This window comes from Marinifilum flexuosum, assembly GCF_003610555.1.
GTDB lineage: Bacteria > Bacteroidota > Bacteroidia > Bacteroidales > Marinifilaceae > Marinifilum > Marinifilum flexuosum.
In genome coordinates this window covers 322,096-347,723 of the sequence record NZ_RAPQ01000008.1, presented here as the reverse complement: position 1 = coordinate 347,723, position 25,628 = coordinate 322,096, and the positions used below count along the sequence as shown (strand labels likewise).

The window sequence follows — 25,628 nt, the reverse complement described above, 5'->3', positions numbered from 1 at the left end:
CCAGCCTCGAGGGGAAAGTACTCCCTGCTTGCTGGGGAAACTGTCCCCTGCAACGAGGGGATGGCGTCCCCCAAAAATAAAAGCCCGAACTGCTTTGAGCCATTCGGACTTTCTATAGGCAAATGTATCCTTATTCAACAATCAAGATGTGCTCAAACTGAGTTTTACTCACTGTCTTTTTAAAATTATGTCCCGATGAATATTGCGTTATAATTTCCAATTCGTAATTGCCGGCACTTAAGGCTGGAACCATTACCATTAACTGTTTAGGGTCATTGGATATGATTTGATCGCACTTGTGGAGTGTATCATCGGATTGGTTGATAAGGTAAACTCCCACCGATGCATCCTCACCAGCAACTTTTAAGCGATTGCCTTTCACAATAATTACATTCTTAGGAGTGATGATACTGTCCTCATTCTCGCTTAGGCTATCAATTACTTTCCCAATTACAGGCTCACCTGTTTGTTTCCCAAGAATTTCTACTTGTGTTTTCTTTAGCTCTTCGCGCAATTCATTACTTGAAGTAAAAGAAGCAATTAAACGGTGCTCTTCGGGATTGAATCTATCGGTAACCCCATTAAAAACTCCATTTACGGTAAGGTGGCCATGAAACACTCCTGTATTCACACTATAGCCCTGCGCCATCTTTTCAATAATCACCTGGTTGCTACGCGAAAGGATATCAATAATGGTTGCCTCGTTGTGCTCCGATCCCCCTTTAATAATCTCTTTGGCAATGTCCTCAATTTTAATATTCCCCATTGGTTTTACCCGGGCATAAAAATCATTAGGTCTTGGTGTTAAAAGGTTGTCTTGTAACCATAAATCAATTCTATTCATAACTTAAAATTTTAGTGATTTGATTATTTTTTATTAAACACTAAACAAGTTCATACAGTTTACACACAATGTCAAGGATATTTATTATGTCACTAAACACAGGGTTTTATACAATAAGATTCTCATTAATACGTTATTGAACTTTACTTTTCTGAAACAAAAAACCCCGAATCGCAATGATTCGGGGTTTTAAAAATATTGTAATTATAATTACTTCAATGTAGGACCTTCTACGTACTCAAATTCAGGATTTGGACCTGATTTAGTACACTTGAACTCAATAGTATAATTGGTATTTGATCCATCATAAGTTGTAAATCCAATAATATAATGTACATCTACTCCTTGTACTTGAGTTACAGCTTCAGGATATTTGTTTGGTAGGTAAGCTGTTTTAATACCTTCCTTAACCGCATCTTGCCAAGTATCAAAACTCTCATCGAATTTTCCACTTCTAATGTCAAAGTTTACATACTTAGAACCTGCACCATAATAATACTCAGAATCGCTATAATCAGAAGTTTTACCATGTGTATCTACTGAATAGTCTACAATAATCTGGTAATCTTCAGAAACCATTGTATAGGTTACAGTAGGATCAAATTTCCAACCTTCAGCTCCATAGAATACAAACTGATCCATTTTAGTTGGCATTGAGTTCCATGCACCTTCTGAATAAGTATATTCAGCGGCAACCGTTTTAGTACCTCCCGAGTAATATCTATAAATCATTACCTTTACATCACCTTCTTGTGCGTATGGATATTTCATACTTAAGAAAGTTGGAAGGTAATCTTCAGCAGGAACAGAACTAGAGAAGTTACCATATTTACCAGGACCACTTCCCATTTCAGTATAATCACCTCTTTGTAAGTAGTATACATCTGATTTTGCCCATTCGCTTCCGTCAAACTCGTAGAACTCTTCTACTTTTTCACCTTCAGCTCCTTGAGTTATACCTTTTACATCAAGTTGAGAAATTTCCCAGGTTGCTGCATCATCAGTAGATGATTTGTATACAAAAGCAACATGAATTTTCTTTCCTTCGTAAGCAGATAAATCGATATTTCCAGACTCTACAAACGACCAGCTATCACCCGCTGGTGCATTTTCAATGGTTAACTCTGTCCAATCTGCAACATCTGGTGCTTTTGTTGCATCATACTTGTCTGACACGTATACAAAAGTTTGTTTCCAATCTCCTGATAAGAAATTCAAAGCTTGTGAGATATTAAGGAATGGATCTACAACATCGGCCAAATCAATTTCTGGAGAAATTAGCCAGTCTTCATTTTCATAACGCGCTTTATCAGCACTAACATATCCTGAAATCTTAGCGTAATCAACTCCACCATAACCTGAATCATACCATTCTTGATCATCTCCTGTTACAGATACAGTTGTAAACTGAGATAAATCTGAAAAGCTAGCAGAGAAAAGGGTAACTTCTGAGTACTCATTTGGATCTGGATCTACATTTCTATAGTCATAACGAACCAAGCTAACATCACCATCTACAGCATCAGGATATTTTGCTGCAAGAATTTCAGGCAAGAAGTCATTTGCCGGATAACTTGGAGAGAAATACTGAGCAGCAGCAATCAATTCGTTTACCATTGCATACTGATCTTCTCCTAATTTAAAATAAGGAGCACCAGTATAAGCTGTTAGATATGCCAAATCTCTCGTATCATAGTTATAGTTCACCTTGATTGAAGATGTTTCATCCAATGTTTGGTATGCAGCATTTAAAGCTGCAGGCATATAAGCAGAAGCAGGTCTGTTATCGCTAAAGCTTAATAAAGAAGCAATTTCTTCTGCTCTTGCTGTATCTTCAGCATTTTTAGCTGTTTCTAAAGCCAACTTGCTAATAGCAGCATATTGATCAGCGTTTAATGTAATTTCTAACTGAGTTGGGTCGAAAGTCACCTTATCCAAAGCATCAAGCTCATCATAAGTGTCCTCCATCGGATCACAACTTGCAAATACAATTGCAAGTAATGAAAGCATATATATAAATTTTTTCATCTTAATTAATTTAAAGGTTTTAATAATGATTAAAATTTAACTTTTAAACCTGTTGACCAAGTTGTTCCGTAACCATACCATACCAAAGCAGAAGCTGCATTGTGTTGGTTTCCATCATCAGCTTTAGAAACATACTCTACATTAAACAAGTTATTTACCTTACCATTAACCGATGCATCAAGGTTACCAATTTTAAACTTGTAAACGAAGTTCATATCTACCAAGCTTACATCTGGCATTTCCCAAGAATCTACTCTATCTTCAGCACCATTGGTTCTGTTTGTAGGATCGAAATCAGCAAAGTGTCTTCCATTGTATAAGTAATCAATTCCAACTCTTAATTTAGGAAGTACTTCATAATTAATTTCAAGAGCTCCTGTTAACTGAGCAGAGTTACCAACATGTACATCCTTGATATATGCATTAAACTCATCGATTAATACATTGTTATCATCATATAAACTAAAGTTTACATCATCTTCATAAACCCAGTCTCCAACTGATAACATACCTTTAACAGTTAACTTCTTGCTAGGTTTGTAGGTTGCTTCAATTTCAATACCCTTATGCAATTGATTCAAACCAGTAATGTTAGCAGTTTGCCCTTGAAGGCTCATTACCAAACCCTTGTCAATCCAATTGGTCCAGTAAGCTGTTACTTTCGCATCAAAATTTGTTGAAGTATAACCATAACCCAATTCAGCAGTAATGATTTTCTCATACTTCACATTTTCATTCACTTCATTGGTATAGTTCAAGAATACATTTCTGAAATATGGTGATCTTTGAACGTAACCTCCGTTTACAAATACGTTATGAACTGAATTAATCTTATAGTTGAAACCTGCTTTCACGTTCCAAGGAAAGAAATCTTCCCAATCTGATTCCTGCTCACCTGGAAGGTAGTTGAAGTAATCAACACGCTTATATGCTTTTCTAGAAATTGCAGCAGAAACAAAGGCTGAATAATCATCTGCAACATATTCACCTTGTCCGAATACTCCGGTGTACAATACCTCACCATCATTGTAGTAAGAGTACTTGTCACCCTTCTTCAACTTTGTATAATCATCTCTGTTCTTATGACCATCAAGAAAGAAAGCGCCACCTAATAAATCATCAATTTCTTTATAGTGTTCTCCTTTATAGTAACGTCCATCAAAACCAGCTGTAAGCTTTATATTTTCAATATCCTTAGTGAATGTTGATAACAAACCAACCCATGTGTGATTGTTTACTGAGTTACCAATAATAGCTTGTGAACCTTCAGCAACGTAAGTTGCATTTCTTGCTGCAACTCCATCAAAATCAAGTAAACCATCACCTGTTCTCATTGTCTCATCATAGTCAGCACCAGTATATCTATCAACGCCTAACCATTTTTTCTGAGCACCATCTACACGGCGTCCTCCACCTGAACCAATAGAAGCATAAAGAGAAGTAGTTAAGTTCGTTTTATCATCGATATTCCAGTAGTGATTCAACTGAGCTTGTGGCTTGTGGTAGTAGTTGTAACCGTAAGCTCCACCATATTCTTTTCCATCACGAATACCATAGTCTGAATTGTATTTAAATTCATCCTTATGATCTCTATACTGTTGAATTGTGTGCTTATTACCACGTTGATTGTGCCATTGAGGTGCTCCTGTTATCATGAAAGCAAGAGAGTGCTTTTCATTAATTTTCTTAGAGATATTTGCATAATAAGCCCATGCATCGAACTCAGTACCCTTAGCCCACATACTTCCATAAGTATGAGATCCTAATAAAGTAACAGCCCAGCCATTATCCATTAATCCTGTTGAAACAGAAAACAATTGCTTTTTACGACCATCATTTGCTACGCTTGTTTTAACAACACCACCTTTTTTAGCATCTGACGATTTTAAAAGTACGTTAATTGTACCTCCTACAGAAGAAAGTCCAAGTTTAGAAGCTCCAAGTCCTCTTTGCACCTGCATTGTACGTGTTACATCAGAAAGACCAGCCCAGTTCGACCAATAAACCTTACCTGATTCCATATCGTTAACAGGGATACCGTTAATCAATACTCCAACATTGTTTGAGTCAAATCCACGAACATAAACTGAAGCATCTCCAAATCCACCACCCTCTTTCGAAGTATAAATAGATGGAGTAGACTTTAAGATTTCAGGAAATTCCTGAGTTCCCAATTTGTTTTCAATTAGTTCAGTAGAAATTGTTGACACAGATACAGGAGTTTGTCTGTCTGTTACGATCGAAGCCATAACACTTACTTCATTCAAACCAACAGCATCAGACTCAAGTTTAATAGTACCCAAATCCTGAGCTCCTGATAGTGCGATTTCCTTATCAAGGAAACCAACGAAGCTAACTACAATTTTTGATGTTCCTTGAGGCACTTGCAAGGCAAAAGAACCATCAAAACCTGAAACTGTACCCGAAGTGGTTCCTGGTACAACAATTGAAGCTCCCGGTAAACTTTCACCAGAACCTCCATCCACGACTACACCTTTTACGGTGGTTTGAGCAATAGCTGCAACGGACAGCATCAATACAGCTGCCATTGTCAAAATACTTCTCATTGCATTTTTCATAAAATGAATTGTTAGGTTAGTAATAGTGTAGCAAAATTGCTACAAAATCATCTCACATTCCTTGGAGAAAAGGATTACAAAAATGGTTCGTTTAAAACTTATTAACAAATAATCAACAATCATTTGTTTAGGATTCATCCGATAAATTATGCAGTTCGTCGAAAAAATATTTTGACACTAAAATACCGAGGCAATTTTTTCTAAAAACCTAAAAATTATATCGAATTATAAGTTCATCACTTCTAAAATTTAGGATTCGGAAGATAGTGCTTTTTATTCAATTTACACAATCTAAAACCTCCCAAATATTTAGTTTAAAAGTAATTCCACTCTATCTACAAAACAATGTAATTCTTGAACTCGTCAATAATTCTGCGAAGGTACAGTTTTTTCCTTTATCACTAGTTTAATTGATTTGATTCTAAATTATATTCTCTTGTTAGAAATGCCCTGTACAAATCTATCAGATAATACAGAACTACATGTTAAGTTAATTTTAATTAAGCGATAAGTTAGATACTAATTCTCCCAAGTTTTAAATTATTCCATATAAAAAGATTGATTCACAAAAATAAACCGTACTTTTGCAGCCGCATTTTTAGCAGCGCAATCGATTCTGCCACAATTAATTCACATTTTTTGTGTGCGAATCTTGACATTTACAATGAGAAGCTTTACTATAAAAGCATCCTTTTTCAGTGATATTGACTGATTTTTAAGACACAGAGTCATAAAGAAGATACGAGATGAAGAAACTAAGAAACATTGCGATTATCGCTCACGTTGACCACGGTAAAACCACATTGGTTGATAAAATGATAATGCACAGTAACATTTTTAGAAAGAATGAAAATCCAGGTGACCTTATCCTTGACAATAACGACCTGGAAAGAGAGAGAGGTATTACCATTTTATCAAAAAACGTATCTCTTGAATACAAGGATGTGAAAATCAACATCATCGATACTCCTGGTCACTCCGACTTTGGTGGAGAGGTTGAGCGTGTTTTGAATATGGCAGATGGAGTACTTTTATTGGTAGATGCCTTTGAAGGAACCATGCCTCAAACTCGTTTCGTATTGTCTAAAGCGCTTGCATTAGGCCTAAAACCAGTAGTAGTTGTAAATAAAGTTGATAAACCAAACTGTCGTCCTGAAGAAGTACAAGAGCAAGTGTTTGAACTAATGTTCAACCTTGAAGCTACAGAAGAACAGCTTGATTTCCCAACTATTTATGGTTCTGCTAAAGAAGGTTGGATGTCGAAAGATTGGAAAAAGCCAACCAATGACATTACTGCAATTCTTGATGCAATTATTGAATACATTCCTGAGCCAAAAATCTTGGAAGGAACACCACAAATGCTTATTACATCTCTTGACTTCTCGAACTATGTTGGCCGTATCGCCGTAGGTAGAGTTCATCGAGGTGAATTAAGAGAAGGCATGAATGTTAGCCTTGCCAAACGCGATGGTAGCATTAAAAAATCTCGTATAAAAGAATTACACGTATTTACCGGTTTAGGTAAAGAAAGAGTATCGAGTGTTAAATCTGGTGAACTTTGTGCTTTAGTAGGTATCGATGGTTTTGATATTGGAGATTCAATTTGTGATATGGAAAATCCTGAACCATTGGATCCGATTGCTATCGATGAACCAACAATGAGTATGTTGTTTACCATTAATAACTCTCCATTTTACGGTCAGGATGGTAAATATGTAACCTCTCGTCACCTGATCGATCGTTTGGAATTAGAATTAGAAAAGAATTTGGCTTTACGCGTTGTTCCAACTGATTCGGCCGATTCATACAATGTATTTGGTCGTGGTGTACTTCACTTGTCTGTATTAATAGAGACTATGAGACGTGAAGGTTACGAACTTCAGGTTGGACAGCCACAGGTAATTATTAAAGATATAGCTGGTGAAAAATGTGAACCAGTGGAGATTCTATACATCGATCTTCCGGAAGATGTATCAGGAAAAGCCATCGAATTAATTACTCAGCGTAAAGGTGAAATGTTAACCATGGAACGTAAGGCTGATCGTATTCACCTTGAATTCCACATTCCATCGCGAGGAATTATTGGCTTAAGAAACCAGATTTTGACTGCAACTGCAGGTGAAGCTGTAATGTCGCATCGTTTCCACGAGTATCAAACATTCAAAGGTGAAATTCCAGGACGTATTAATGGTTCATTAATTGCAATGGAAACAGGTACTACATTTGCTTATGCATTGGGTAAACTACAGGATCGTGGTAGATTCTTTGTAGCTCCTCAAACCGAAATTTATAAAGGACAGGTTGTGGGTGAAAATACTCGTGCTGGTGATTTGGATATCAATGTTACCAAAACAAAGAAGCTTACCAACATGCGTACTTCAGGTACTGATGATAAGATTAGATTGGCTCCTCCAGTAATTTTCTCATTGGAAGAAGCTTTAGAGTATATTCAAGGTGATGAATATGTTGAAGTAACGCCAAATAATATCAGACTTCGTAAGATCTTACTTTCTGAACACGACAGAAAAAGAGCTTCGAAAGAATAGATAAGCTAAACAATTGAGATATACACAAAGGAACTTTATTTATAAAGTTCCTTTTTTTTTATGCCCTAATATTAACCTGAGTTCGATTTCGGAAAGCATTTGCCTCTAATTACTGACCTCAACTACTTTCGGATACTTTATCTATTTGATACCTACAATCAGCCGTTGGCGTTTGATCATTGACTTTTCTACTTTTTCACTTTTCTACTTTTTCACTTCATGAATAGACTTTCAAATAAAACTTACTTTATTCTAATACAATTGGCGGGACATATTTCTGCAGCTTTCTGATTTTGTTCTAGCTCATCATCAAAAAGATCAAGTACAAATTCATCTTTTACGAGGTTTGCTCCCAATAAATCACATTTCCCATCACTCTCATTCATAAGCCAAAATCCAGGTGCCACCCCTACACAATACGCACATCCAATGCACTTACTTCTTTTTTGATACACCTGTTTCATCATCACAAAAATTACTGTTTTAATAAAAATTCAAGAGAATCTCAAATATAGGATAAAATATTTTAAAATTTTTTATCTTGATTTACAGCTAGTTATCGTTTTTATTTTAAAATATCTAGTACTATGTATTGCATATTACCTTTTTTTGTCCGTATATTTGTAATACAAACTTATAGGTTAGAGATAGTATTATAAAAAAAACGAAGACAAATGAAATCCTTATTAAAAGACAAAATATTGAGATATTCACTCCTGACATTAACAGTAGTAGCTTTCTCCATTGAGTCTAAGGCTCAATTGTTAACAATCGATAAATTTCTTCTACCATTTTTTAAAATCGAATACAATAATAGCGGTGAATCTCCAGCAGAGGAAATAACTAATGAGAGAGGGTATTTAGATAATGGAATCTTAATCTTTAAAGAAAATCTTAAAGTTTGTAAAGACATCGTATCAGGAAATAAGGAAGATTACATCTCTCCAAAGCTAAACATCGATACATCACTAAGATGTAAGACTTGTAAGGATACGATCACTGTAAAACAGAACACAACGATAATAACATCAAAAAAGAAAAGATCTAAAAATTTCAGGAATTTCCCTGGTAACATCAGATCAACAATTTAATCAATATAAATATTCCAAGTATGAAAATAGAAAACACAAAAGCCCAAATGCGAAAAGGAGTGCTGGAATATTGTATTCTTTCCATTCTCTCAAAAAGTGATGCTTATGCATCAGATATCATTAAGGAACTTAAAGAAGCCAAAATGATTGTAGTGGAAGGGACACTTTATCCCTTACTAACCAGGCTAAAAAACGCTGGATTATTAAGCTACAGATGGGAAGAGTCAACACAAGGACCTCCAAGAAAGTATTACACAAGTACAGAAGTAGGCAATGAATTTTTAAAAGAACTGGATGGTTCCTGGCAAGAATTGGTTGATGCCGTAAATACGATTAAAAAGTAAGTCCAAAAACTGTTAACACTATGAAAAAGACATTAACAATTAATATAAGCGGAAGTATATTTCACATAGATGAAGATGCTTTTGAAAAATTACAAGATTACCTGCGAACGATCAATAGTCACTATGGCGCTGGCGAAGAAGGAAGAGAAATCATTTCTGATATCGAATCCAGAATTGCTGAGATTTTCCAGGAAAAACTAAGTAGCAAAGACCAGGTCGTAAATGTTGATATGGTTGAAGAGGTAATAACCATTATGGGTAGACCGGAAGAAATTTTCGAAACTGATGATGAAACTACCGAAGAATCACAAAATCAATCACAAACCACAACTACCAGCAGAAAGAAACGTAGATTGTATCGCGATCCAGACAAAAGAGTATTTGGAGGTGTATCAAGTGGTTTATCAGCATACTTTGGTATAGATGTAGTCGTATTCAGATTACTATTCGTACTCTTCTTCTTTCTTGGTTATGGTTTTGCTTTCCTACTGTACATCATCTTATGGATTGTTGTTCCCAAAGCAACCACCACAAGTCAAAAGCTTGAGATGAAAGGCAAAAAGGTCAACATATCCAATATCGAAGAATCTATTAAAGACGAATACAACGAAGTAAAAGAAAACTTCGATAAAATGAGAGAAAAAAACGGACCTCAGGTAAAAGATGGTTTCGATAGATCTGTTGACTTCCTTGGCTCTGCTCTCCGCTTGGTACTTAAAGTGATTATCATTTTACTCGGTATTGGGTTTATCTTTGCAGGATTTGTTTCGCTTATAAGCTTTATTGGATCGATGATATTTGCTCATAGCTTCTTTGGACCTTTTGCAGATTTCCATTTCCCAGGTGCAATGTTTCCCAAATTATTTCTTGATGGAACAAGCATTACTTTATTTACCATTGGAATCATTGTTGTAATTGCCATTCCTTTAATGCTATTGATTTTTGCAGGAATTAAATTGCTTTTTAACTTCAAAACCAACAACAAGATTATAGGTTTTACAGCTCTGGCAGTTTGGCTTACAGGGATTATACTTTTAATTAGCCTGAGTTTTTCACAGATCAAAGGTTACATGCACAGCAGCACCAGATACTCTGAAAATCAACCAATCGAAAAAATAGCCAATGATACATTGTATTTACAAAGTACAAATAACATTGGAGACCATTGGTACGAAGGCCATATTGATCTGGACAATGTTAAAGTATACATGAATGATAATGAAGAAATTATTGTAGGTGAACCTACTTTGGATATAGAAAGAAGTTATTCGGATAATTTCGAGATAAAACTAAAGAAAAAAGCCCGCGGAAGAACTTTAGATAGAGCTGTGGAAAACGCAGAAGGAATTAATTACAAATGGGTTCAAAATGATTCTATAATCGTATTCAATCAATTTTTCACATTGGAAAATGATTCCAAATGGAGAAATCAAAGATTACATATTACGGTTAAAGTTCCGGAAGGAAAAGTTATTTACCTCGATGATTCGATGAGCAAAATTATTCACGACATCGACAACGTAAGTAACACCTGGGATTTCGACATGCTTGGCGAAAAATGGATCATGAAAAAAGAAGGCTTAAGCCTAGTTGAATAATAAATAGTTGTTCTATCCATGTTTTGCACCGATACCTTTTTCATCAAACACAACAATCGGTGCAAACATGGCTAATTTTAAAACAAACATTATGAGAAAATTATTAGTAATTCTGATTGCAATAGCCCTACCAATCCTTTCACAGGCTCAAACCAAAGGAGAAAAATTACATGCCAAATATTCAAATCTTGATGGCTTCAACAGTTTTAGTTTCGCAGGCTCATTCTTAAAAAACTTGGACTTTGACGTCGACGAGGATGAATTGGAGAAAAACGTAACAGGCGATTGTAAATCCATTAAACTCTTAAGTTTTAAACACGAAACTGGTGATGAATCTAAGTTTAAAAAGATTATAGTATCGCAGCTTTCGAAAGGGAACTCTTACAAAGAAGTATTAACCGAAGAAAGAGATAAAGATAGTGACGAAGTTCATTTCTTTGCCAAAGGAAAAGGAAAGAGGTTTAGCGAATTCCACATCCTTCACTACAATGAACACAGAACATCATTGATTTCATTTTTTGGAGACTTCCATGTGGACGAATTAGAAACTTTGTCGCATTACAGTATCGACAAAGATGAAGAGTAATTAAAACAGTATACTATGAAACGGTTATTCAGATCAAGAGATAAAAAGATAGCAGGTGTTTGCGGTGGTATTTCTCAATACATCAATCCAGAACTCGATCCTGTAATTATTAGAGCAGGATATTTAATCCTAACATTATTCAATCCGTTAATGTTGTTGGTTTATTTTATTCTTGCAATGGTGCTACCAGATGCAAACTGCGAAACAGTATAAATTTGAATGCGATCTTTACCCCAATTTGGTGAAGAAGGGTTTGTCTTTTTCACCTGCTTTACCAAAAGTATTCAAAAAGTTAGGCCTCTCCCATTTACGGAAGAGGCCTTTTCATTTAATTACAAATACTAAACCCTAATTAATAATTAAATACTTCTTCCAAGCTCAACTCATGAACATTACCTAATTTTTTAAGTACGCTCATATTGATATCTTTCTTGTTACCAACCACCAAATAACAATGGTTTTTATTGGCAATATGTTCCTTAAAAAATTTGTTCAAATCATCAATATTCTGATTCTTCACCTTCTCGTAAACATCTTTTCTGTAATCATGCTTCACACCTTTTCTAAGGTTACTCAAATAAGTCCAGTAAACTCTTTCTTTAGTGATTCTTTCTGATTGAATCTTTTTAAGCATGTTAGTCTTGGCTTCGTTAAATTGCTTCTCCTCATAAGGCATTTCATTCAACAACTCAACCAATGCTTCAGTAGCATCTTTCACTTTGTCAGCACTTGTTGCAACATATGAGAATGAGTAACCATAATCATCCAATTTTGAAGGGGTGCTGTAAGATGAAAAAGCAGAATATGCAAGAGCTCTTGATTCGCGAATTTCCTGGAAAATGATTGATGCCATACTTCCACCATAATATTCATTGAATAATCTGATTTCTGGCATTAGGTTCATATCCAATTTTTCATCTTTTGCCAACATAATGATGTTTGCCTGTACCATATCATAGTTAACAAAGAAAATTTCATTCTTGGTATAATCCAATTCAGGATATTTTGTTGGTTCAGGAATCTCTTTTAACTGCTCCGAAACTTTATGATTTGCCTTTAAATTCTCAGCGATTTGCTGTTTTTCATCAGCTCCATAATAAAACACTCTATGCTTATAGTCTTTTAATTGAGACAACATTTCAGTTAACTGATTTGGATCCACACTTCTTAATTCATCTTCCAACAAGATATCTGTATAAGGCGATTTTTTTCCATATTTCGCGTAACTATACATTGCTCCCCACAAAATCTCACCCTTGTTTAGCTTACTGTCCGCACGATCCTTAATAATACCATCAACATACTTTGAGTAAGAATCACTATCAGCCTTGGCATTGGCCAACACATGCTCCATTAACTCTACTCCTTTGTCGAATGATTTTTTCAATCCGGAGATATACACATAGCATCTGTCATCACCAGCTTCAACACCAAAGGATAAACCATACTTAAACAATTCCTTTTGTAAGTCAGCAGCCGAATACTTATCGGTTCCAATGTATGGCAAGTAATTTACAGCTATAGGCAACATTTTATCATGATTTTTACCCATTTCGTAAATGTAAATCAACTTGAACAACTCGTTTGAATTATTATGTAAGTAATCGTAAGTTACACCAGGCTTCAGATCTTCTGACTGGATTTCTTTTTCAAAATCTACCCATAAAGGTTTTAATGCAGGAGTTTCTTTTGCAGTTAGTTTCTTATAAAATTCCGATTGTTTTTTGCGGTCGATTTTAACTGGAGTAATAGCTGGCTTTTCTACTTTTACAACCTTATTATCTTCACCTTTTCTCTTGTAAACTACAACATAATTGTTATTGTAGTGCTTGTTTGCAAACTCAACCAATTGTTCTTTTGTAACCAATTCAAGTTCATCAAGCATTCTTAGGTTGTCAGCCCAAGCTACATTGTTTGCAAAAGCAACTGCAAATTCATGAGCTCTTCCATTTGATTCCTGTCCTCTAATTTTACCTAGACGGTAATCATTAATTACAGCCTCAAGCATCCAATCCTCAAACTCTCCTTTTTTGATTTTTTCGATTTCACCAAGAATCAATTCTGTTACTTCTTCCATTTTTTGACCTTGACGAGGAACTCCATAAAATGAATGCATTCCATAGTCAATATTAAAACTTGCGTAACAACCAGCTCTTAGCACTCTTTGCTTCTGATTCAGGTTCAAATCCATTAAACCCGCTTTTGAATTATTTAAGATACCATCAATAAGAGTTACAAATTTCTGATCTTCCGAACCAATTCCATCAAACCTGAATGCCATTGACAATCTTTCTGCATCAGGACCAAAAACTTCCTTAACAATTGGCTTGGCAATTGGATCTTCTACCGGAGCAACAAACTTAGGAACTTCTCTTGATTCCAGTTTTCCAAAAGTCTGATCTATTAATTTAATGGTCTCTTCAAAATCCAAATCTCCAGACATGGCAATAGCCATATTATTAGGAACGTAATAAGTATCAAAATACTTGTGAATATTTTCCATCGATGGATTTTTAAGATGCTCAGCTCTTCCCAATGTAGTTTGTGTTCCGTAAGGGTGTTTTTTGTACAAACCAGACATTAAGGCATAACGCAACTTTCTAAAGTCATTATCCTGAGACATATTAAACTCCTCATAAACCGTTTCCAATTCTGTATGGAATAGACGAAGAACCAGTTTACTAAATCTTTCCTTTTCGATATTCAACCATTTTTCAAGCTCGTTTGATGGAATATCATTCATATAAACGGTTCTCTCGTAGGTAGTATAAGCATTGGTACCCTTAGCACCAATTGATGATACCAACTTATCATACTCGTTGGCCACAGCAAACTTTGAAGCCAAAGCAGATATACTGTCGATTTTTGCATAAACTTTTGCTTTTACCTCTTTTGTGGAAGCCAACTTATGCTCTTCATACAAATCAGAAATCTCATGAATTAAGGCTTTCTCTTTTTGCCAATTTACAGTACCAAAATCATCAGTACCTTTAAACATCATATGCTCTAAATAGTGAGCAAGTCCTGTAGTTTCTGAAGGATCATAGGTAGAACCAGCTTTTACTGGAATAAAGGTTTGAATTCGTGGCGCATCTCGATTAACAGATAAGTACACTTTTAATCCATTGTCAAGAGTATAAATTCTTACTCCCATAGGATCATTGGTAACCGTTTCGTACCTATAACCATTTTCGTCTGTGTTTGGAACAGTTTGATACTTTTCCTTTGTCGTGCAAGCAAACAAAATCACTCCCAGCACAAAGGCAAAAAGAACATTAACTTTCTTCATTGTTTGTTTGGTTTTAAATGATCATGCCAACCACACAACATCCTCAACCCTTCCAATTCGCAAAAGATTACAAACCCTGTGCGATTCACACAACCCGTTTTTGTTTAGATAATTAACTAATGATTTACATTATAATATAATTCACTAATTGTTAAATCTACAAATTACATTATATTTACATATCTTTTTTTTACATTTTTTAACTAAAGCATTCGTTATTTAAAATCGATTTAAACTTTTTATATATTATTAACAATCAATCATGATAGATAATTGTATTTTTGCAGCGTAAAAAGTAAACTACACAGATGAAAAAACTAAATGCCCTAATATTGATATTGTTCCTTACAACAATCATCAATCACACTTTTTCCCAAGTCAATACTCCTTATATGCACCATAAAGAGTTTCAGGCAGCTGAAAGCAACAAGCTATTTCTTCGTTTCGAAAATCTAAACTTTGTAAAAAACAATGAATACAGTGGTGAATTTTCGAAAGGTGCTACTTGGATTGGATATATTGCATCGCCCAAACTAGTTTATTATCCAAGTTCTAATTTTAGAATTGAAGCTGGTGTTCGTCTCCAAAAATATTCAGGCAGAGAAGATTTTACTGAAACAGAACCTATATTTTCAGCCATCTATAAACCTTCGGATAAAATTGAGTTTATTATGGGTAGTTTAAATCAGAACAACAACCATAATCTTTCCGAACCAATGTTCGAACCTGAAAGATACTTTATGGAAACTGCCGAAAATGGATTTCAATTCTTATACAATGCGTCCAAATTACAATTTCAAACTTGGATAAACTGGGAAAAGTTTATTTTAGAAAATGATCCTTTTCAGGAAAGATTTACGTTTGGTTTATCAGGAAACTGGCAAGTAAACCAATCTTCAAAAACCAAGCTTTCTATACCTTTGGAAGTAATTTTCACACATCGTGGTGGAGAAATCGATAGTTCGGAAGGATCGGTTCAAACCGTAGGCAATTATGGTTCGGGACTTGTATTGAAAAAAAACATATCGAATTCAAAAATCACATCATGGCATGTAAAAGCAATGGGCTATTTCTTTTCGGATAACTCCTCAGAAAAAGACTACCTATTCGATAAAGGACATGCTTTTTTTCCACAAGTGGGGATCACAACAAAAAAGTCCAAGCTAAACCTGGGCTACTGGAACGCGTATCATTTTGCATCTTCACGCGGATCAAAATTATTCCAATCTATCGCAATAGATACTCCAGGGTATTTTGAAGAAAGAAGAGAATTGGCTACACTAAACTATTACCATGAGCATAAAATCGCCAGCGGCATTCATTTTGGTGGCAAATTAGATGTTTACTATGATCTGAAAAATTCTTCGGAGAATTGGGCCGCAGCCATCTACTTAAGAATTAACGGTGATTTCTTTCTAAAGAAAGTAAAATGGAATAGATAATATTCTACTTCATTAAATATCTGAAAGGTTTATTTTTCCAGATTTCACCTGCATAATCGATATTAATACGAGGATGACGTGTAAAGCTGCACTTGTACCCGTCATCCTCAATCCACAACCTTTCGGACAAAGTCAAATCCTCCCCATAATAAGTCTTATCCAAATTTAGAGTTCGCCCCACTCTACCTGGTCCATTTATATTTTCTATTCCCCGAATTAAAATCGCCTGAGCCTGATCTTTTGGTCCTGTTACAATATTAAACAACCAATACATTCCATAAATCAAATAAACATACACCAAACCACCTTCAGCATACATTACTTCGGTACGGGCTGTTCGTCCCTTAGCCGCATGACATGCCAAATCTTCTTCACCGATATACATTTCAATCTCAGTAATTCTGGATTTTTCAATTTTTCCATCTGTTTTCTTATACACAATCAATTTCCCAATCAATTCTTCAGCAACTAATCTAATATCACGTGTAAAAAATTCTTTTTCCAATTTTTCTATCATCAGAATCTATTTCGAAATAAAATATTCACAAAATAACAATTTCACATCTTACCAACTGCATATCAAAGAATCAGAAATCATTTTGCATTAAAAAAAGAGAGAAAATTACAGGTGAAGCAAAAATTATTTCATACTTTTGCAGTGAAATTGTGACGATGGGCTTTCTAGAGAACGAATCCCTCCCCAACATGTTGATTTGACTACCCTTAGCAAGTACCAAATTCAATACTGGGTAATATATCAATTTTGATTTTTTGATACACTTAATCACTCCACATCATCCCGATTATCCACAACTGGTTAAGTATCCATCAATTAATCAAGAAAAAAATTGGTGTATTTGGGAGATTCTTGTACTTTTGCAAGCCAAATTGGAATAATTGTATTAAAGTATTAATTATTAAAAGTTTTAGAAGTGGATACATTAAGTTACAAAACTGTTTCTGCTAACGAAGCAACTGCTAACAAAGAGTGGGTTGTTATCGATGCAGAAAATGAAGTGTTAGGTAGACTTGCTTCGAAAGTAGCTAAACTACTTAGAGGTAAATACAAGCCTAACTACACTCCTCATGTTGATTGTGGAGACAACGTGGTTATTATTAATGCTGAAAAGGTTCGTTTGACTGGAAACAAAATGACTGACCGTCAGTATTTCTCTTACACTGGACACCCAGGTGGACAAAGAATTAAATCTCCTGCTGACCTTATGGCTAAGCACCCTGAGAGATTGATTGAAAAAGCTGTAAAAGGTATGCTTCCTAAAAACCGTTTAGGTAGAAAGCTTTACACTAACCTTCACGTTTACGTAGGTGGTGAGCACAAGCACGAAGCACAACAGCCAAAGAAATTAGATTTAAACACTATTAAATAAGAGGTATGGAAGTAATTAATGCTATCGGACGTAGAAAAGCAGCAGTTGCTCGTGTATACGTTAGCGAAGGTAAGGGTCAGATTACCATCAATAAAAAAGAGCTTAAAGAGTACTTTACTACCGGAACTCTACAATACATCGTTACTCAGCCATTAAACCTTCTTGAGGTTGCTGATAAGTATGACATCAAAGTAAACCTTGATGGTGGTGGTGTAAAAGGTCAAGCAGAAGCACTTCGTTTGGCTATCGCTAGAGCTCTAGTAAAAATTGATGCAGAATCAAAATCTGCTCTTAGAACTGCAGGTTTCATGACACGTGACCCTCGTGAGGTTGAACGTAAGAAGCCAGGTCAGCCTAAAGCACGTAAAAGATTTCAATTTAGTAAACGTTAATGTTTTTGTGGCAGGTTTAGTATCTAAATTGTTAAGACTTCGTTTTTCGAACTACTTGACAATTGCCATAAAATGAATGTAAACGATTAAAAAAACAAAAAAATGTCAAATACTACATTTGAAGAATTGTTAGAAGCCGGATGTCACTTCGGTCACTTAACAAGAAAATGGAATCCTAAAATGGCTCCTTATATTTTCATGGAGCGTAATGGAATCCACATTATTGACCTACACAAAACAGCGGTTAAAGTTGATGATGCTGCTGCAGCATTAAGACAAATTGCTAAATCAGGAAGAAAAATTCTTTTTGTTGCAACGAAAAAGCAAGCTAAAGCTATCGTTTCAGAAAAAGTAAGTGCTGTAAACATGCCATATGTAACTGAGCGTTGGCCAGGTGGTATGTTAACTAACTTCCCTACTATCAGAAAGGCAGTTAAGAAAATGACTTCTATTGATAAAATGGAGTCTGATGGAACTTTAAACCACCTTTCTAAAAGAGAAAGACTACAGGTATCTCGCCAGAGAGCTAAGTTAGAGAAAAACTTAGGTTCTATTGCTGATCTGACCAGATTACCAGCGGCATTATTTGTAGTTGATGTAATGAAAGAATACATCGCAGTTAAAGAAGCTAACCGTTTGGGTATTCCTGTATTTGCTATGGTAGATACTAACTCAAGCCCAGAAGGTGTTGATTTCGTAATTCCAGCGAATGACGATGCTTCTAACTCAATTTCTATTATCCTTGATAAAGTTACCGGAGCTATTAAAGACGGTTTAGCTGAAAGAAAAGTAGAGAAAGAAAAAGAATCTGCAGATAAGAAATCAGCTAAAGCTAAAAAAGCGACTAAAGCAGAAGCTCCAGCTGCACCAGAAGCCCCAGCTACTGAAGCAGGAAAGAATGATAAGGAGTAATTTATTCACACAAAAAAATTCGATATATCATGTCTATTAAAGCAGCAGACGTAGCCAAATTGCGTAAAGCAACTGGCGCAGGAATGATGGATTGTAAAAAAGCTCTTACTGAAGCAGAAGGAGATTTTGACGCAGCAGTAGAAATCATTCGTAAAAAAGGTATGGCAATTGCTAACAAACGTGCCGACAGAGAAGCAACTGAAGGTGTTGTATTAGCAAAAGTTTCAGAAGACAAGAAAACAGGTGCTTTGATTACTTTGAACTGCGAAACTGACTTCGTAGCAAAGAATGAAAACTTTGTAGCTTTCGCTACTCAGATCCTTGATCTTGCTTTAGCAAACAAGCCAGCTGATTTGGAAGCTTTGAAAGCTTTGGAAATGGATGGTAGAACAGTTGAAGCGCACGTTACTGAGCAAACTGGTGTTATCGGCGAAAAAATCGATTTGAGTACATACGAAACAATCGAAGCTGAAGCAGCAGTTGCATATATCCACGCAGGTAACAAATTGGCGACTTTGATTGGATTCAACAAAGAAGTTGAAGAACAAATGGGTAAAGACGTTGCTATGCAAGCAGCAGCTATGGCTCCTATCGCTATTAACGAAGAGGAAGTTCCTGCTGACGTTGTAGCTAAAGAGTTGGAGATTGGTAAAGAAAAAGCTCGCCTTGAAGGTAAGCCAGAGCAGATCCTTGACAAAATTGCTCAAGGTCGTTTAGGTAAATTCTTCAAAGAGGTTACTTTATTGAACCAAGACTTCGTAAAAGATGGTAAGAAATCAGTGAAGCAATATCTTGCAGATGCTGACAAAGACCTTACTGTTACAGCAATGAAGCGTTTTACTTTGAATGCTTAATACAATTATTATTACATATAAAAAGAGTTCCTTTTCGGAACTCTTTTTTTGTATACTATTAAAAGATATTAGCAAAAAGATTTTAGCTGACATCTTTTAAATATCTAATTTATTTATCTTTAGAATCACAACAAACCGCTTGAAGTAAATTACTTAAAGACGGTAGCTAAAAAATAAACCTCAAGCTTTTAGCTTTATGCTTTTAGCTTACAGCTGATAAAATTATGGCAAAATACAAACGAGTACTTTTAAAGCTAAGTGGCGAATCATTAATGGGTGAACAACAATATGGTATCGATTCACAACGTTTGAACGATTATGCAGAACAAATTAAGGAAATCACCGAACTTGGCGTTCAAGTAGGAATTGTTATTGGCGGTGGAAATATTTTCCGTGGTTTAAGCGGCGCGGCCAAAGGTTTCGATCGCGTTAAAGGAGACCAAATGGGAATGATGGCAACCGTTATTAATAGTTTAGCTCTAAACTCTTCCCTGGATGCAATCGGGTGCAAATCAAGAGTACTCACAGCCATTAGAATGGAACCAATTGGTGAGTTTTATTCAAAGCAAAAAGCCGTTGATTACCTAAACGATGGCTATGTTACCATTTTCTCTGCAGGAACAGGTAACCCTTACTTTACCACCGATACCGGATCTTCATTAAGAGGTATCGAAATTGAAGCTGATGCAATGCTAAAAGGTACTCGCGTTGACGGTATTTACACTGCAGATCCTGAAAAAGATCCATCGGCAACTAAATTTGAAAATATTACTTTCGACGAAATTTACAATCGCAATCTTCGTATTATGGACCTTACTGCTACAACCATGTGCAAAGAAAACGATTTGAACATTGTAGTGTTCGATATGGACACCAAAGGAAACTTGAAAAAAGTGATTGAAGGAGAGAACATTGGAACTGTAGTACACAACTAAAAGTTTCTTGTTATTAGCCTTTAACTGTTAGCTTTAAGAAAAAATGTTATCTTTATTAGTGATATTTGAAGGAGGACTTTTAAGATTGCTCCATTACATAAGCAGTCTTAATACTAGAAAGACAAGAAGCTAAAAGACAATAGCCAACAGCTAGAAGCTAAATTTTATTATTTTTGTAAACACATACATTGATCAATAATTACAATTAAAATCTTTCTCCTATGACCGAAGAAGTTCAAATGTATCTGGATGATGCAAAGGAAAAGATGGAATCTGCAGTAGACCATCTTGAAAAAGAATTACTTAAAATTCGTGCAGGAAAAGCTAGTCCTAGCATGTTAAATGGTGTTATGGTTGATTACTATGGAAGCATGACTCCTTTAGCTCAGGTTGCTAACGTAAGTGTTCCTGATCCTAGAACAATTGCTGTTCAACCTTGGGAAAAAACCATGATTTCTCCTATCGAAAAAGCAATTATGAATGCAAACTTAGGTTTCAACCCTGATAACAACGGTGAAATTATCCGTATTAATATTCCTGCTTTAACTGAGGAACGTCGTGGCGACTTGGTAAAACAATCGAAAGCAGAGTGTGAAAATGCCAAAGTGAGTATTCGTAACGCTCGTAGAGATACCAACGTAGAGTTGAAAAAATTGATTAAAGAAGGATTATCAGAAGATCTTGAAAAAGATGCTGAAGCAGAAGTGCAAAACATGACCGATAATTTCGGTAAAAAGATTGACGCTATGCTTGCAGAAAAAGAGAAAGATATAATGACCATATAATAAAAAGAAAGCTGCCATTTGGCAGCTTTCTTTTTATCTTTTATTGCAATTTAAATTTAAGCTTAAATTCAAGCTTCTGCCCTACCCAAGCCTGATTACTCAATCGTGGTAAGGATTTTAAAATACGCGTTGTCTCTTTTTCCAAACTCTTTATGCCTGCCTGGGTATTATCCTGATTTCCTCCAGCAGTTTTATAGGCAGTAATTACAACCTCATCAATTTTAACCAAATTGGACTGCCTTTTTTGAGCAATTTTTACACCTTTTACTTTACCATTTTTATCAATAGTAACATGGGCAATTACATCAGCTTGTGTATAATTCTCTTGGGCGATTACAGGATACTTCACATTTCGGGCAATGTATTTCTGTAAATCTAAAGTGTTTGCGATTGTCTGTTCTGATTTCTTTTCCACCTTTACTTCATCAGCCTGATTAGGGTTGGTAAATGCCAACAGGCTAAAAGTCAATATAGGCAATAAGAGTAATCCTTTTAATCTATGTATCGTTCTATTTTTATCTGATTTGTTCATCATGATTATTCTTTTTTTAGTAAGACTTTGATTGTAATTGTTAACCAAATGATTTTGTCCTTGCCCACGTATAAGATTGAGTAAGGAGTATTGATAATCTTTCGGATCTGACAGATTCTTTAGCATGATGTTGTCAACACAAAATTCATGATTATTGGCAATTAAATTTCGTAACCACCATGCAAAAGGATTCCACCATTGAAAGATTAGCATACATTCAACTAAAGTAAGATCGATAGAGTGCCATCCGGCACAATGTGCTTTTTCATGTTCCAAAATAAGTCTACTCTCTCGGCTTTTTTCCAATTCTTTAGGAATAAAAATGGTTCTGAAAAAAGAAAATGGCCCAAGCTTTGAGTCTGGCAGAACTGCTAGCGAAAATCCTTTATAGGATTTACATTCTGCACTCTTTTTTAAACTTAAAATAGAAGCATAGCCGTAAAAAAGCCTGACCAAGAATACAACACTAATCAGCCCATACAGCACAATGCCCAAAAACTCTATCGAAAAAGAAAAATAATTCGTTGCCTGAACTGTATCCATATTCATTTGACCGACCGATACAAAAGTATGTAAAGGTACAGTAGCACCCATATCAGTAAACAACATCTTTTCCAACCAAACAGGCATGGTAATTAATGGCACTATCCATGGTAATAAAAGGCTACCAACCAGCCATAACCTGTTGCGCTTAAAAAAGCTATCATTTGATAATACGAGCACATACAAAAGAACTGATACTGCCAGTACAATTCCTCCTTTAATTTGATATTCCCAAAACATTTCGACCATAGCTTACTCCTTTTCTTCTTTTTTTTCAATCAGATCAATGAGTTCCTTAAGATCATCAACATTTAGTTTTTCTTCCTTCACAAAAAATGAAACCACACTTTTATAGGAAGATTCAAAATAATCCGATACTACATTTTTAATGAATAGCTTCCGATACTCCTCTCTAGTTATAAGCGGATAATATTCATGTGTATTACCATAGGAATTGTGAGATACAAAGCCTTTTTCCTCTAATCCGCGAATAATTGTACTAAAAGTATTGTAGTGTGGTTTAGGTTCCGAATGCTGTTTTAGCAAGTCTTTTACAAAACCCTTACCTGCATTCCACAATATCTTCATTACATCTTCTTCCCGTTTTGTTAATCGTTTTGTATGCATTTAAATTACCCTTTTTATATACCATGAATAATGTTGACAATTCAAATATAACTATTTTTTTCGTTTTAACAACTACTTTTCTCGTTCCTTAACTATTTTTCTCGTTAAAGAACGGATTTTCTAGTTTAGATTGTATAAGATCGCTTTAAATATTAGCTTGTACATACAAAAAAAAGCCCAAGAGATCTTATCTCTTAGACTTTTACAATTCTATTATTAATTTTTGAAAGTCTACTTTTTAAGCTGCTTCACTTTTTCCATAAATACCTTTAACCGATCTTTCGATATTGGATTCTTCCAAAAACCATTTTCTTTAAAATGTGAACCAACAATAAATCCGGAAGCATAATTCCAATATTCCTCGAGGTTTTCGGCAGTAATCCCCGATCCTATTAATACCGGAATTTGAACCTTATCTTTCAAACTTTTTAACTCATGAAGATAAACTGCTTTTCCTGTTGACGCCCCTGTAACAATTAGTCCATCACTCAAGAAAAATTCAGCAGCTTTTGCGGTTTCATCAATGTCAACATCGGCAGTAAGTGCATGCGAACTGTGTTTCTTTTTTATATCGGTAAAGATCTTCACATCTTCGGCACCTATTACCTTGCGGTATCTCAATAGCTCACCAGCGCAGGAATCTATATAACCCTCATCCGCTACATGTCCGAATACAAAACCTTCTGCTCGTATAAACTGAAAATTTGCAGCCTTGGCCACGGCTAAAGCTTCTTTATTGGCTCCGGCCAATATTTGTATGCCCAAAGGTAAATTAACCACTTCCCGAATGGCTCTTGCCACTACCGCCATGCTTGCAGTAATTTCTGGTCCAACTGCTCCTTTTAGGTAAGGAACATCATGCATGTTCTCAATCATGATGGCATCCAGGCCAGCTTCTTCATAAGTCTTGGCTTCCTGTACTGCAATTTCACAAATTTCTTCGATACTGTGCTTATTATTGGGGGTTCCTGGCAAGGCTTGCACATGTACCATGCCGATGATAGATTTTTCCAACTTCATAACTTTAATTTTTCACTCAAGCATACAATAATTTAATCGTACAGACGCACAGCCGTGCGTCTCTCCAAAACCTAATTACTCTCCAAAATTTTAAACAACTCATCCAACTTAGGAGTTAAAATGATTTCTGTTCTACGATTTTTGCTTCGTCCTGCCGAACTTGAATTGGTTTCAACCGGAACATATTTACTACGGCCTGCAACAGTTAATCGATTTGGAGCTACTCCTTTATTCTTAATAATGATTCTTACAATTGAAGTTGCTCTTTTAACACTTAAATCCCAGTTGTCCTTTAAAACACCGCTTCCGTTATAAGGAACATTGTCGGTATGCCCTTCAATCATCACATTGATATCCTTATTTTGAGCCAATACTTTTGCCAATTGACCCAATGCCTGCACTCCTCGCTGATCGACAGTATAAGAACCAGATCTAAACAACAATTTCTCATCCATAGAAACATACACCTTTCCATTCCTGGTACTGATTGATAAACCATTTCCTTCAAAACCGGTTAATGCACTCATCACTTTATCTTTCAGAGCTTTTACTGCCTCATCTTTCCTTCTTAGGGCCGATTCGAGTTCTCTAAGTCTTTGATCTCTTTTTCCCAATTCTGCCTGCAATGCATCCAACTTTCTCTTTCGGGCATCCATTTGCTTTTCAAGAGCCAAAACCTCATCTTCCCGCAGTTGTAAATCGTTTTGAGCTTTACGGATTTGTTCGAGCAAAGCTTTTGTTTCTCTTGCATTTCCAGCCTGCATACCTGCCAATTGATCCATCAAATCTCGATTGCTTTTTTCTACACGACTTAACCTTTCTCTTGCTGATTGTAATCTTCTGGATAAAGCAATGGTATCAGAAAGAATATTATCAAACTTTCCTTTTAAAACATCATATTTTCCTTTCAGCTCGTTATTACTCTCACTCAATTCAAGATTTTTTTCTTTCTGCATTTCAAGTTCGTCTAAACAGTTGGCCTGTTTATTCTGAAGTTCTTGATATTGTCTTGTCGGAACACATGAAAAAAGACTTACCGCTAATAACAAAGCGATTATTGATGGGCTTATTTTTTTAATCATTTTAAATCATACTTTTATTAGTAATAGAACTCGCTTATATCAATTTCATTAAAAGATAAGCTTTTTAAAATTAGAATATTTTGTCCTTGTGCAAGATAAAAAAGTAAGGCATAGCAGACTTACGACGCAGCTTTTTTTAATGACACAGAAGTGCAAAAGAAATAATTTTATTGCTTAGTCTTTAGTTAATTTGGTATTACCTAAACAAATA

23 protein-coding genes are annotated in these 25,628 nt (G+C 35.4%); 13 read left to right on the top strand and 10 right to left on the bottom strand.

The window, feature by feature from the left end; all coding sequences use genetic code 11:
- Positions 1-130: 130 nt before the first annotated feature.
- From BXY64_RS01515 to BXY64_RS01505, 3 genes are all read right to left on the bottom strand, one after another.
- Positions 131-844, bottom strand: coding sequence for a DNA-binding domain-containing protein (locus BXY64_RS01515; RefSeq protein ID WP_120238223.1), 714 nt, complete (start codon positions 842-844; stop codon positions 131-133).
- A 210-nt stretch (positions 845-1,054) separates the two neighbouring features.
- Complete coding sequence (locus tag BXY64_RS01510; RefSeq protein WP_147375847.1) at positions 1,055-2,872, bottom strand: choice-of-anchor J domain-containing protein; 1,818 nt, start codon at positions 2,870-2,872, stop codon at positions 1,055-1,057.
- Positions 2,873-2,901: 29 nt separating this feature from the next.
- Positions 2,902-5,451 (bottom strand): TonB-dependent receptor, encoded by a 2,550-nt coding sequence (locus tag BXY64_RS01505; protein ID WP_120238221.1) that lies wholly within the window; start codon positions 5,449-5,451, stop codon positions 2,902-2,904.
- A 746-nt stretch (positions 5,452-6,197) separates the two neighbouring features.
- Between BXY64_RS01505 and typA the strand changes: the two genes are divergently transcribed.
- The gene (typA, locus tag BXY64_RS01500; RefSeq protein ID WP_120238220.1) at positions 6,198-7,997 is read left to right on the top strand and encodes a translational GTPase TypA; all 1,800 of its coding nucleotides are present in this window, start codon (positions 6,198-6,200) and stop codon (positions 7,995-7,997) included.
- 242 nt (positions 7,998-8,239) lie between these two features.
- Here typA and BXY64_RS21655 read toward each other — a convergent pair whose 3' ends face one another.
- Complete coding sequence (locus BXY64_RS21655; protein ID WP_394340474.1) at positions 8,240-8,461, bottom strand: ferredoxin; 222 nt, start codon at positions 8,459-8,461, stop codon at positions 8,240-8,242.
- Between the two features lie 210 nt (positions 8,462-8,671).
- Between BXY64_RS21655 and BXY64_RS01490 the strand changes: the two genes are divergently transcribed.
- The 5 genes from BXY64_RS01490 to BXY64_RS01470 all read left to right on the top strand — a co-directional run bounded on the left by BXY64_RS01490 (position 8,672) and on the right by BXY64_RS01470 (position 11,829).
- Positions 8,672-9,088 (top strand): hypothetical protein, encoded by a 417-nt coding sequence (locus BXY64_RS01490; RefSeq protein WP_120238218.1) that lies wholly within the window; start codon positions 8,672-8,674, stop codon positions 9,086-9,088.
- Positions 9,089-9,108: 20 nt separating this feature from the next.
- Positions 9,109-9,432 carry a PadR family transcriptional regulator gene (locus BXY64_RS01485; RefSeq protein WP_054715551.1) on the top strand — a complete coding sequence of 108 codons (324 nt, stop codon included), beginning with the start codon at positions 9,109-9,111 and terminating at the stop codon, positions 9,430-9,432.
- A 20-nt stretch (positions 9,433-9,452) separates the two neighbouring features.
- Positions 9,453-11,030 (top strand): PspC domain-containing protein, encoded by a 1,578-nt coding sequence (locus BXY64_RS01480; RefSeq protein WP_120238217.1) that lies wholly within the window; start codon positions 9,453-9,455, stop codon positions 11,028-11,030.
- Between the two features lie 91 nt (positions 11,031-11,121).
- Positions 11,122-11,616, top strand: a complete 495-nt coding sequence (locus BXY64_RS01475) for a DUF4252 domain-containing protein (RefSeq protein ID WP_170150544.1) — start codon at positions 11,122-11,124, stop codon at positions 11,614-11,616.
- A 15-nt stretch (positions 11,617-11,631) separates the two neighbouring features.
- Positions 11,632-11,829, top strand: coding sequence for a PspC domain-containing protein (locus BXY64_RS01470; protein ID WP_120238215.1), 198 nt, complete (start codon positions 11,632-11,634; stop codon positions 11,827-11,829).
- Between the two features lie 139 nt (positions 11,830-11,968).
- On the opposite strand, the gene BXY64_RS01465 is transcribed toward BXY64_RS01470, so the two are convergent.
- Entirely contained in the window at positions 11,969-14,905 is a 2,937-nt protein-coding gene (locus BXY64_RS01465) for a M16 family metallopeptidase (RefSeq protein WP_120238214.1), read from the bottom strand.
- 308 nt (positions 14,906-15,213) lie between these two features.
- Here BXY64_RS01465 and BXY64_RS01460 point away from each other — a divergent pair, with 308 nt between their 5' ends.
- Positions 15,214-16,347 (top strand): hypothetical protein, encoded by a 1,134-nt coding sequence (locus BXY64_RS01460; RefSeq protein WP_120238213.1) that lies wholly within the window; start codon positions 15,214-15,216, stop codon positions 16,345-16,347.
- Positions 16,348-16,351: 4 nt separating this feature from the next.
- Here BXY64_RS01460 and BXY64_RS01455 read toward each other — a convergent pair whose 3' ends face one another.
- Complete coding sequence (locus tag BXY64_RS01455) at positions 16,352-16,864, bottom strand: DNA-3-methyladenine glycosylase (protein WP_120238212.1); 513 nt, start codon at positions 16,862-16,864, stop codon at positions 16,352-16,354.
- Positions 16,865-17,279: 415 nt separating this feature from the next.
- On the opposite strand from BXY64_RS01455, the gene rplM reads away from it, so the two are divergent.
- The 6 genes from rplM (at position 17,280) to frr (ending at position 21,613) form a co-directional block, all read left to right on the top strand.
- The gene (rplM, locus tag BXY64_RS01450; RefSeq protein WP_110363652.1) at positions 17,280-17,735 is read left to right on the top strand and encodes a 50S ribosomal protein L13; all 456 of its coding nucleotides are present in this window, start codon (positions 17,280-17,282) and stop codon (positions 17,733-17,735) included.
- A gap of 5 nt (positions 17,736-17,740) precedes the next feature.
- Positions 17,741-18,127 carry a 30S ribosomal protein S9 gene (gene rpsI, locus BXY64_RS01445; RefSeq protein WP_054715526.1) on the top strand — a complete coding sequence of 129 codons (387 nt, stop codon included), beginning with the start codon at positions 17,741-17,743 and terminating at the stop codon, positions 18,125-18,127.
- A 102-nt stretch (positions 18,128-18,229) separates the two neighbouring features.
- Positions 18,230-19,039: a 30S ribosomal protein S2 gene (gene rpsB / locus BXY64_RS01440; protein ID WP_110363654.1), complete on the top strand. Its 810-nt coding sequence runs from the start codon at positions 18,230-18,232 to the stop codon at positions 19,037-19,039.
- 29 nt (positions 19,040-19,068) lie between these two features.
- Entirely contained in the window at positions 19,069-19,893 is an 825-nt protein-coding gene (tsf, locus tag BXY64_RS01435; RefSeq protein ID WP_120238211.1) for a translation elongation factor Ts, read from the top strand.
- A 224-nt stretch (positions 19,894-20,117) separates the two neighbouring features.
- Positions 20,118-20,828 carry a UMP kinase gene (pyrH, locus tag BXY64_RS01430; RefSeq protein ID WP_120238210.1) on the top strand — a complete coding sequence of 237 codons (711 nt, stop codon included), beginning with the start codon at positions 20,118-20,120 and terminating at the stop codon, positions 20,826-20,828.
- 221 nt (positions 20,829-21,049) lie between these two features.
- On the top strand, positions 21,050-21,613 hold the full coding sequence (gene frr / locus BXY64_RS01425) for a ribosome recycling factor (protein ID WP_120238209.1): 564 nt from the start codon (positions 21,050-21,052) through the stop codon (positions 21,611-21,613).
- Between the two features lie 40 nt (positions 21,614-21,653).
- On the opposite strand, the gene BXY64_RS01420 is transcribed toward frr, so the two are convergent.
- From BXY64_RS01420 to BXY64_RS01405, 4 genes are all read right to left on the bottom strand, one after another.
- Positions 21,654-22,937 carry a M56 family metallopeptidase gene (locus BXY64_RS01420; RefSeq protein ID WP_120238208.1) on the bottom strand — a complete coding sequence of 428 codons (1,284 nt, stop codon included), beginning with the start codon at positions 22,935-22,937 and terminating at the stop codon, positions 21,654-21,656.
- Between the two features lie 3 nt (positions 22,938-22,940).
- Entirely contained in the window at positions 22,941-23,315 is a 375-nt protein-coding gene (locus BXY64_RS01415; RefSeq protein WP_120238207.1) for a BlaI/MecI/CopY family transcriptional regulator, read from the bottom strand.
- Positions 23,316-23,546: 231 nt separating this feature from the next.
- Positions 23,547-24,335: a BtpA/SgcQ family protein gene (locus BXY64_RS01410; protein WP_120238206.1), complete on the bottom strand. Its 789-nt coding sequence runs from the start codon at positions 24,333-24,335 to the stop codon at positions 23,547-23,549.
- A gap of 71 nt (positions 24,336-24,406) precedes the next feature.
- Entirely contained in the window at positions 24,407-25,417 is a 1,011-nt protein-coding gene (locus tag BXY64_RS01405) for an OmpA family protein (protein ID WP_120238205.1), read from the bottom strand.
- Between the last annotated feature and the right edge of the window lie 211 nt (positions 25,418-25,628).